The 9,864-nt window shown below is 69.3% G+C and carries 9 protein-coding genes and 1 rRNA gene; 5 read left to right on the top strand and 5 right to left on the bottom strand.

Annotation, left to right across the window (positions count from 1 at the left end; genetic code table 11):
• Positions 1-579: 579 nt before the first annotated feature.
• From VGC13_RS14680 to VGC13_RS14660, 5 genes are all read right to left on the bottom strand, one after another.
• Positions 580-1,368, bottom strand: a complete 789-nt coding sequence (locus tag VGC13_RS14680) for a glycosyltransferase family 2 protein (RefSeq protein ID WP_331126013.1) — start codon at positions 1,366-1,368, stop codon at positions 580-582.
• A 10-nt stretch (positions 1,369-1,378) separates the two neighbouring features.
• Positions 1,379-2,107 carry a class I SAM-dependent methyltransferase gene (locus VGC13_RS14675; protein ID WP_331126012.1) on the bottom strand — a complete coding sequence of 243 codons (729 nt, stop codon included), beginning with the start codon at positions 2,105-2,107 and terminating at the stop codon, positions 1,379-1,381.
• Positions 2,104-3,759 carry a hypothetical protein gene (locus tag VGC13_RS14670; protein ID WP_331126011.1) on the bottom strand — a complete coding sequence of 552 codons (1,656 nt, stop codon included), beginning with the start codon at positions 3,757-3,759 and terminating at the stop codon, positions 2,104-2,106. The genes VGC13_RS14675 and VGC13_RS14670 overlap by 4 nt, the downstream gene beginning before the upstream one ends.
• Before the next feature lie 17 nt (positions 3,760-3,776).
• Complete coding sequence (locus VGC13_RS14665; protein WP_331126010.1) at positions 3,777-4,124, bottom strand: type II secretion system protein; 348 nt, start codon at positions 4,122-4,124, stop codon at positions 3,777-3,779.
• Between the two features lie 110 nt (positions 4,125-4,234).
• The gene (locus tag VGC13_RS14660; RefSeq protein WP_331126009.1) at positions 4,235-4,612 is read right to left on the bottom strand and encodes a type IV pilin protein; all 378 of its coding nucleotides are present in this window, start codon (positions 4,610-4,612) and stop codon (positions 4,235-4,237) included.
• 1,951 nt (positions 4,613-6,563) lie between these two features.
• Between VGC13_RS14660 and carA the strand changes: the two genes are divergently transcribed.
• The 5 genes from carA to VGC13_RS14635 form a co-directional block, all read left to right on the top strand.
• Positions 6,564-7,688 (top strand): glutamine-hydrolyzing carbamoyl-phosphate synthase small subunit, encoded by a 1,125-nt coding sequence (carA, locus tag VGC13_RS14655; RefSeq protein ID WP_331126008.1) that lies wholly within the window; start codon positions 6,564-6,566, stop codon positions 7,686-7,688.
• Between the two features lie 277 nt (positions 7,689-7,965).
• Positions 7,966-8,262 (top strand): HU family DNA-binding protein, encoded by a 297-nt coding sequence (locus VGC13_RS14650; protein WP_331126007.1) that lies wholly within the window; start codon positions 7,966-7,968, stop codon positions 8,260-8,262.
• A 113-nt stretch (positions 8,263-8,375) separates the two neighbouring features.
• Complete coding sequence (locus tag VGC13_RS14645; protein WP_331126006.1) at positions 8,376-8,582, top strand: hypothetical protein; 207 nt, start codon at positions 8,376-8,378, stop codon at positions 8,580-8,582.
• 299 nt (positions 8,583-8,881) lie between these two features.
• On the top strand, positions 8,882-9,127 hold the full coding sequence (locus VGC13_RS14640; RefSeq protein WP_331126005.1) for a hypothetical protein: 246 nt from the start codon (positions 8,882-8,884) through the stop codon (positions 9,125-9,127).
• 343 nt (positions 9,128-9,470) lie between these two features.
• A 16S ribosomal RNA gene (locus VGC13_RS14635) occupies positions 9,471-9,864 on the top strand; the annotation flags it as partial.

Genomic DNA, 9,864 nt, shown 5'->3' with positions numbered 1-9,864 from the left:
GGACAGGGGACAGGGGACAGGGGACAGGGGACAGGGGACAGGGGACAGGGGACAGGGGACAGGGGACAGGGGACAGGGGACAGGGGACAGGGGACAGGGGACAGGGGACAGGGGAGAGGGGACAGCCGGCAACGGCGGGGTGGGTGCGGCTACGGCTGGCCAAGGTTCCCTGGGGAAGGGTCCGCGCGGCAGGTGGAGAATTCACGCGGAGTCAGCGGAGTTTTCTCGTGCCGTTTCCTCTGCGCTCACGATCCGGAATCGCTGATCCGTGGTGAGCGGAGGCATGGCGCGCCGGCCGACGAGGCACGAGCCGGCGTGGGCTTTCGGGAACGGGAGAGCGATGGAATGCGGCAGGGGGCCATCCGCGTTTTTCGGGGAGGGATGCGGATCGCCCGATGATCTCCGCGGGCGCACCAGGACACGCCGTCCGCACCACCTGATGCGCGATCCTGAGAACCATCGGCCACGTCCACGGCCGGGGCGTATCACGCAAAAGCAGCGGAGCCGGCAGAGGGCTTTCCCTCCGCTGACTCCGCTGACTCCGCTGACTCCGTGTGAGGCCCATCCGTTCTCGCGACCTTACTCCATCACCCGTCCGGCGGAAACGGTCTGCCGCGCGGGCGCGGTTACGCCGGGCGCGTACTGCGGTACGGGCGGCGCGAACACGTTGGCGCGCACGATGTGCCAGAGCGCCGCCACGCCGTCGCGCCAGCCGATCTTCTTGCCCTCGGCGTAGGTGCGGCCGTCGTAGCTGATGGGCAGCTCCCAGATGCGCGCCCGCGCCTGCGCCAGCCGCGCCGTGAGCTCCGGCTCGATGCCGAAGCGGTTGGTGCGCAGCGGCAGGCTCTTCATCAGGTCGGCGCGCACCATCTTGTAGCACGTCTCCATGTCCGTCAGGTTCAGGTCCGTGAACATGTTGGACAGCAGCGTCAGCGCCCCGTTCCCCATCCGGTGCCAGAAGTAGAGCACCCGGTGCGGCCCGCCCCCGAAGCGGCTGCCGAACACCGCGTCGGCCCGGCCGTCGGCGATGGGCTCCAGCAGGCGCGGCAGGTCGAAGGGGTCGTACTCCAGGTCCGCGTCCTGGATGACGATCACCTCGCCCGTGGCGGCCGCGATGCCCGTGCGCACCGCGGCGCCCTTGCCGCGGTTCCTGGGGTGCAGGAGCAGGCGGTGAATGACGCCCTCCGCCTCCAGCGCGCGCAGCACGTCGGCCGTGCCGTCGGTGGAGCCGTCGTCCACGCACACCAGCTCCACGTTCAGCGGCACCGTGCGCACCCGCCGCGTGGACTCGGCCACCGTCTCGGCCTCGTTGTACACCGGCATCACCACGCTCAGGCGAAGGCCGGCTCCCCGGTCGTCGGTCCTCATCGTTCCTCCGTCATCCATCCTTGCGGGCGATGGCCACCAGGCTCTGCCCCAGCGGCGGCGTCCACACCCCCTCCAGCGCCGAGACCCAGGGGATCACCCATCGGTCGTAGATCCGCGCGTCGCGCGCGCTCACCGTGCGCCGGCGCAGCACTTTTCCGCTCAGCCACCACGCCGCCACGCCCGGCAGGTTGGTGTAGTGCACCCGCAGCGGCCGGAACCCCGCCGTCCGCAGCGCCGACGTGAGCACCGGCCTCGTATAGCGGCGAAAGTGCTCGAACGCCTCGTCCAGCGTGCCGAACAGCGCCGGCAGCGCGGGGACGAAGAGCAGCGCGTGCCCGCCCGGCGCCAGCAGCCGGTGCGCGTCGGCCAGGAAGGCCGCGTCGTCGCGCACGTGCTCCATCACGTTCACCGCCACCACCGAGTCCGCGCTCCCGGGCGCGCCCGCGTCCCCCAGGTACCCCTGCACCGTGCGCACCTCCGGCCGGCCGGCGAAGCGCGCCCGCAGGTGCGGGTAGTTGTTGGCCGCGGGCTCCACCAGCGTCAGCTGCGCGCTGGGCACGGCGTGCAGCAGGTGCTCGGCGAATGTGCCGATCCCCGCGCCCACCTCCACCACGCGGCGGCCCAGGAAGGGGGCAAAGCGGCGGACGATCCACCGGTAGTAGTTCACGGCCCCGGCCAGGGCGTCCAGCTCTTCGCCGGAGTAGGTAAAGCCGGGCGCCGCCGGCTGCACGTTGGTCATCGGTCGTTGGTCCAGGGGCCCCGGCACTCGCGCGCGGGGTCGGGTGCGTAGCGGGGGATCCGCGCCCGGTACGGTCCGGTGCGCGCCGGCGGCTGCCGCAGGTCGTACAGGTACAGCGCCGCGCCGATGGAGACCTGGTCGTCCACCCGGCGCCCGGCGTGCTCCAGCCAGCCCAGCATCAGCCCGCGGTCGTCCGCGTTGGCGATGGCGCGGTCGTCGATGAACAGCAGCCACACCCGCCGCCCCCGCAGCGGCTCCAGGTCGCGCAGGTAGCCCGACGGGTCCATGCGCGCGCAGGTGCCCACCACCGCGTTCCACGGGGTCCAGCCGTAGCGCGGCGCGTAGTACAGAAAGGGCGCACGGCCGCCGTAGTGCACGTACAGCACGTCGCCCGGCAGGCGCTCGTCCGCGGCGTACGCCAGCAGCGGCTTGACCTCGGCGCGCACGTGCGGCACCTGCAGCCCCGCGTACGCCAGCGACGGCGCCAGCAGCACCACCCCCAGCACGGACGCCGCCGCGCGCCCGCCCGTTCCGCCGATCCACCGGCCCATGCGCACCGTTCCCTCGGCCACCACCATCACCAGGGCGGGGAGCAGAAACAGCAGCACGCGGCCGGCGGAGGTGTAGTTGGCGGCGAAGGGATACAGCCGCAGCGCCGCCGCCGCCAGTGCCATCCCGGCCGGCGCCAGCAGCAGCGCCAGGCGAACGCCCCGTCCGCGCGCCATCCACGCGCACCCGGCGGCAAAGGCCAGCGCGCCGGCCCACGTGTGCACCAGGCTCAGGGGTGTGGGGTCTTCGCCAAAGATCCCCAGCGGCTCGCGGAACAGCCGCAGCACCATGCGCGGCAGCCACAGCGGGTCGGCCCCGGGAAATCCCTCGCGCCAGAACGCGCGCATGTACGCCGCGTCCTGCAGGCCGTTGCGCGAAAGCGCGTACGCGCCCGCAAAGCTGGCCGCCCACGCCGCGCCCACCAGGACCAGGGCGCGGACGGCGCGGGCGTCGCGGCGGCGCAGCGCATCGATCCCCAGCACCGTGCCCGTGCCGGCCAGCACGAACACCGCCGGCTGCGACAGCCACACGGCGCCCGCGCCCACGGCGGCGAAGACCATCAAGGTGCGGCGCGAGGCGCGGTGGTGCACCGCCATGGCGCAGGCCAGCAGGGCGACAGAGGCCAGCACGTCCAGCGAGTACTGCTTGGCCTCGGATGAATAATAGACCAGGAACGGCGCCAGCGCGAAGAGCGCCACCGCCAGCGGCAGCGCCGGCCGGGTGACGTAGCGCCGCGCCACCCGCGGAAACCAGAACAGCGCCGCCAGCCCCGCGGCCAGCGGCACCAGGCGCAGCACGTACTCGCCCGTGCCCAGGAGGGTGACGGCGGCCTTCTGCAGGAGAAGGAAGCCGGCGGGGGCGGTCTGGCCGTAGTCCAGCGGGCGGGCCAGCAGCTCGCCCGTGCCGCGGCGCAGCACGTTCAGGCTCAGCAGCGCCTCGTCCAGCCACAGGGCGCGGTTTACGCCGTACTGCAGCAGGCGCAGCACCGCGCCCACCGCCAGCGCCACCACGAGCGACAGCCGCCGCATCCGGGCCGGGTCCATTCCGGCGGGTGCGGCGGCGCTGTCGCGATCAGGGGCGGTGCGGCCGGGTCCGGGGCTCACGCGAAGGCCGCGGCGCGTCAGCAGGGTACGATGTCGCCGTCCGGCATTACCCTGCGGCTGTTCCACGGGCCCGTCGACGTAAGGCACAGCGGGATGGTGACGCTTCCGCTCCAGGTGTAGTACTTGAACCCCGTGGGGTTCCTGAATCCCACCGTCTGCAGCTGGGTGGGGGTGGCGGCCGGAACGCTGTGCTCGTTGCGATACGCCTCCTGGAGCCTGAACACCTGCGCCAGGAACATGTCCGCTTCCTTTTCCTTGCTCTTGTGCGCGGTCACGTTGTACCGCGGGATGGCGATGGCGGCCAGGATCCCGATGATCACCAGCACGATCATCAGCTCCACAAGGGAAAATCCGCGCCTGTTCATTGAAGCGTCCGGGTAGGAGAAAGGGGGAGGTCCAGTTGGGAAAAGGCGACGGCCGGGAGCTGGGGAGTGTCCCCGGCTCCCGGCCGTCAGGTCAGGCCACTACCCGTGGATCAGGGGCAGTTGATGCTGGACAGCGCGCCGGTCGCCGAGATCTGGCGATCGCAGTAGCCGGTCCCGGTCTTGGTCATGGTGATCGGGAAGGTGGCGCTGATGGTCGGGGCGCTGTAGTGCTTCAGGGTGGTCGGAGCCTGGTAGCCCACCGTGATCAGGTCGGCGACGCCGGCGGCGTAGGCGCCGTTGTTCTCGGCGGCGTAGGTCTCCTGCAGGCGGTAGATCTGGCTCAGGATGCCGTCCGCTTCCTTCTCCTTGGCGCGCGCCGAGGCGTTGTTGAACTTCGGAATCGCGATGGCGGCAAGGATGCCGATGATCACGACGACGATCATGAGCTCGATGAGCGTGAAGCCCTGGCGGTTGCGGAGGTTGCGCATGGTGTTGCTCCCGTGGTGTGTTGGATGGGTGGGTACTGCCAGCACCGGTTCGTCGTGCTGTCCGGCGGCAGGTAAGGCAACGGGTGTACCAACTTCTGCGCAAAATGCAAGTTGTTGTCATTGGTGCACTTACGACATGCGTGGCGCGCTCCGCCGCGTTTTGGGCTCCCCGATCTTGCATGATTTCTTGCAGGGTGCAATGCATGCCCCCTGGTCCGCCCCTTCCGCGGCACGCCCACCCCGTGCCGTGCCGCTCCCCATCCCCTAACTCCGTACCGATCCACACGATGGAGTCCGTGGCTCATCTTCATCCCGTGGCGGAAAGGGAAGAAGACGGCGCCCCGCGGGCTCATCCTGCGATCCAGAATCAAGAGCGGAGGACGATGAATGCCACGCCCTCTCTCATTCTGCCTCAGAGGGTGTTGCTAAACCCCTAAAATCACAAAGAAGCGCTGACTTCCTGAGGGAGCGCACCACGTGTAACCTGATTCCACACAACCGCCTGCGCGCGACCGAAGGACCTGCTCTCCGGCGAGGCGGGGCTGGCTTCATGCCGCGGGACCAACCCTGTCGTTCTGCTGGCGAGGTCCTTCGGTCGGCGCCAAGGTGCAGTGTACGAACGAGGTACGGGGTGGCGCCTCCCTCAGGAAGTCAATCACGCTGGGAGGTTTGGCAACACCCTCTCAGGGACGGACGGGTGCCGTCGTGCCATCCGCGTCGCGAGTGGCGATGGACGTCGCCTTGCCACCGTCGTCCGTCATCCTGCCTCACCATCCATCTGTCATTCCGAAGGAGGCGCCGCACGGAACCATCTCTCACTGGATACTTTGGCGCCGACTGAGGAATCTACTGTCGGGTGCTCGTAACCTGCCGGCGTGCCAGAAGACTCTCGGCATCCGGATCGGGGAGGACGATTGATGCCCCATGCCACGCCATCCGTCGCCTGGCCTCGAGTGGCCGCTGCCGCTGTCCCACCCATCTGTCATTCCGAAGGCGGCGCCGCACCGAACCGTCTGTCACCGGATACTCTGTCGCCGACTGAGGAATCTACTGTCTGGTGCTCGTAACCTGCTGGCGTGCCAGAAGACTCTCGGCATCCGGATCGGGGAGGACGATTGATGCCCCATGCCACGCCATCCGTCGCCTGGCCTCGAGTGGCCGCTGCCGCTGTCCCACCCATCTGTCATTCCGAAGGAGGCGCCGCACGAAACCGTCTGTCACCGGATACTCTGGCGCCGACTGAGGAATCTACTGTCGGGTGCTCGTAATCTGCCGGCGTGCCAGAAGACTCTCGGCATCCAGAGAGATGGCCCCACGCCCTGCGTGCCGGAGCGCGCCGCATCCTGCCGCCCCAATCCCGATCGCGTCCCTGCAAGCCTCTCGCACGCACGTGCGTTCGCGGAGCCGCGCATCGAGCTTCCGCACGTCTGCCGCTCCATCCACCACCACCGCGAGGGGCAGGGTGCGGCAAAAGACGCGCGGCAGGTGGAGCCGTCCGCTGGATCTTCGGCTGACCCGACGCATCATCAGCCGCAGAAGGATGGGAGACAGATCATGAGGAGGCGGATAGGGTGCCCCTCCAAAAAATTTCTCATACACACCGCGTGGGCTGCGGGCGACAGCATTCCTGCAACTCTGGCGTGAATACAAGCCACGGACAAACGCGCCGTCCGCCGAGGCTCAATCGAGCGCCGGCGTTCTCGAAGACGGTTGATGAACAGGCTTGTACCGCCATCGGCCTGCTCCGTCCCGGCGGAGGACGGACGCGGTCGCGTACACGTCTATATAGAGATGCTGCGGGAGACGCGCGGAATCCGTCCTCCCCCGCTCCCGGTGCTCCCCGCGCCCGCTCCGGTGCCGGTGCGCTTGACAGCGGGCCGCGCCTGCGTAGATTGCCGCCCGCATCTTCCGCTCTGGATTGAACTTGCCCCAACGCCTGCCCGGAGGAACGGTGGCGCAGCCCGCTGTGCTCATGCTGGAGGACGGACGCGCGTTTCGCGGAGAAGCGTACGGCGCACCCGGCACCGCCTTTGGCGAGGTGGTCTTCAACACGTCCATGACCGGCTATCAGGAGGTCCTTACCGACCCCTCGTACGCCGGGCAGATCGTCACGATGACCTACCCGCTCATCGGCAACTACGGCGTGAACGCGCAGGACGAAGAAAGCGCCCACCCGCAGGTCGCCGGCTTCGTGATGCACGAGGCCCCGCCCGTCTACAGCAACTGGCGCGCGGCCGAGTCGCTGGACGACTACCTGCGGCGAAGCGGCGTCGTGGCGATCACCGGCATCGACACCCGCGCCCTCACCCGCCACATCCGCTCGCTGGGCTCCATGCGCGGCGCCATCGCCCGCGCCGGCGCCGACCCGGACGCGCTGCTGGAGCAGATTCGCGCGCAGCCGCGGATGGAGGGGCTGGAGCTGGCGTGCGGCGTGTCGACCGACGAGCGCTACGTGGTGCCCGCCGCCGGCGACGCCCGCTTCCGGGTGCTGGCGTACGACTTCGGGGTGAAGTCGCACTCGCTGCAGCTGCTTGCGCAGAAGGGGTGCGAGGTCACCGTGCTTCCCGCCGAGACGCCCACCGACGAGATCCTGGCCGCCGGCGCCGACGGGCTGTTCATCTCCAACGGCCCCGGCGACCCCGAGGCCGTGGGGCACGCGCTCACCGCCATCCGCGAGCTGGCGGGGCAGGGAACGCCCGTCTTCGGCATCTGCCTGGGGCACCAGCTCATCGCGCGGGCGTTCGGGGCAGATACGTACAAGCTCAAGTACGGGCACCGCGGCGGAAACCACCCCGTGCGCCGCCTGTCCGACGGCGCCGTCGAGATCACCGCGCAGAACCACGGCTTTGCCGTGCGCGGCGACGAAAGCGGCATTCCCGGCGCCCCCGAGCTGCGGGTGACGCACCTGAACCTGAACGACGGCACGGTGGAGGGGCTGGAGCACCGCGAGCGGCCGGTTTTTTCGGTGCAGTACCACCCCGAGGCGGCCCCGGGACCCCACGACTCGCGCTATCTCTTTGACCGGTTTGTGGATGAGATGGCGCGCCGTCCCGCCGCGGGCGAGCGAGACGCTTGACGGCGCACGCGGCGCGGATTACACTTCGCCCCATATAAGTGACCTTCCACCAGATTCTTAGGTCCACTTCACCCGCGCCACTCCGGCTCCGGCCGCATCCGCCGCTTCCTTACCCGATCCGGACGCATTCGGCCATACCGGGCCGGCACGCTCCACGCCCCCGGCGCGGATCGCCCTGCCCGGAACACCACGATCCGCGCGGAAACCGGCGCAACCGGCGCCCCTTTGCCTCGCAGGCAGCCACGTACGGCACCAACCCCCAGGAGGAGCACTTCACATGACCAAGGCGGATCTTGTCCAGCGCGTCGCAGACACCATTGGACCGGGCGTGACCAAGCGCGACTGCGCGGTGGTGGTCGACGCCTTTCTGAACGCCGTCAAGGACGCGATGGCCGAGCACCAGAACATCGAGATCCGCGGCTTCGGCACCTTCAAGGTGCGGGAGCGCAAGAGCCGCCTGGCCCGCAACCCGCGCACCGGCGACCCGGTGGAGGTTCCCCCGCGCGCGGTGCCGGTGTTCAAGCCCTCCAAGGAGCTGCGCGCCATCGTCGAGGAGCGTCCGCTCGAGGTCTGAGTCCGGGCTTTCGCCTGCGGTGCCGAAGGGTCGCGGCGCCCGTCCCCGTGCTACGGGGGCGGGCGCCGTTCTTGCGTTTCGGGGCCGCCCACCCCGCACCCCGGAGCCCGTGCATGCCCTACGCCCCCGACCGCGCGGCCTCGCGCCACGGCCGCGACCGCGACCTGCTTCCCGCCGGCCCGCGCATGGGCCCGTACGAGCTGCGCTACGACGTGCGCCGCGGCTACCAGGAGCCGCTGCGCGATCCCGTGGACGCGGGGAGGGGCGAAGAGGTGCTGCTGTTCCGCGGGCGCGACGTGCGGGACGATCGCGAGGCGTGAGCCCTTCGCTCCGCGGCGCCGGATCCGGCCCGTCCGCGGGCGGGATGCCGTGCGCGCGAAGAGGGCGGCTGCAACGGGTTTGGCGCCCGGCCGCATCCACTGGGAAGGGCCGGGCGTGGCGCATCGGGGCGCTCCGCGGATCCGCGCCGGGGGAAACCCTGCGCCGCGACGCGGAAAAAAGCCCTTGACTTCCCCCCGGTCCGACTTACTTTCGGGCCGAAGAGTCGTGGTCGGCATCCTTTCTTGCCGTCTGCCAGCGGGCCCCCCAGCAGTATCGCGTCTACCAAGGAGACTTCGGAATGCCCAACGTGATGGCTCACCCGGCGGTCGGTGAGGAGCTCGACCTGGAAGAGATCGTGGCCCGCTTCGACGAAGAAGGGGGTGGGGAAGCGGACTGGAGCGACGACGAGGGCGACGACTGGGGTGAGGACGACGACCTCGAGGACGAAGACGACTGGGACGACGACGAGTGGGATGAGGACGACGACGAGGACTGGGACGCCGAAGACGACGACTGGGCCGACGACGACGAGGAAGAAGTCTAGCACCCCATCCTGCTGAGGGGCCGCGGCGGCCGCCGGACACCACCCGGCGGCCGCCGCTTTTTTTGCCGGATCCGCGAGGGTCCCGCGGCCCCGAACGGATGTGCCGCGCGGGGGTTGACGGGGGGAGCAAAGCCCATTATACTTCTCGCCTTGCCACGAGCCACGGCTCGAACGGTTTTGATTGACAATCAGGGTGTTGGAAGATGTCTGTGTTGGTCCTCGCACGGGGGCAACCCTTCCTTCGTGCCGCGCAGGGCGCTCCTTCGGGAACGGCCGGGCGCAAGAGGATACAAAGGATATTTCCGAATGAACACAACCGTGTTCGTTCACAAGAGCTGTTCAACTCATGGAGAGTTTGATCCTGGCTCAGGACGAACGCTGGCGGCGCGCTTAACACATGCAAGTCGTACGGGATCAGTCCCTCGGGGCTGGTTCAGTGGCGAACGGGTGCGTAACACGTGAGCAACCTGCCTGCCGGTGGGGGATAACCCGGGGAAACCCGGGCTAATACCGCATTCGCTCTTGGTCTCGATTGGGACTTTGAGGAAAGGTGCTGCAAGGCACTGCCGGCAGAGGGGCTCGCGGCGTATCAGCTGGATGGTGGGGTAACGGCCTACCATGGCGACGACGCGTAGCCGATCTGAGAGGATGATCGGCCACATTGGGACTGAGATACGGCCCAGACTCCTACGGGAGGCAGCAGTGGGGAATCTTGCGCAATGGGCGAAAGCCTGACG

This window comes from Longimicrobium sp., assembly GCF_036399255.1.
Taxonomy (GTDB): Bacteria; Gemmatimonadota; Gemmatimonadetes; order Longimicrobiales; family Longimicrobiaceae; genus Longimicrobium.
This window is presented reverse-complemented; position numbering and strand designations above follow the sequence as displayed.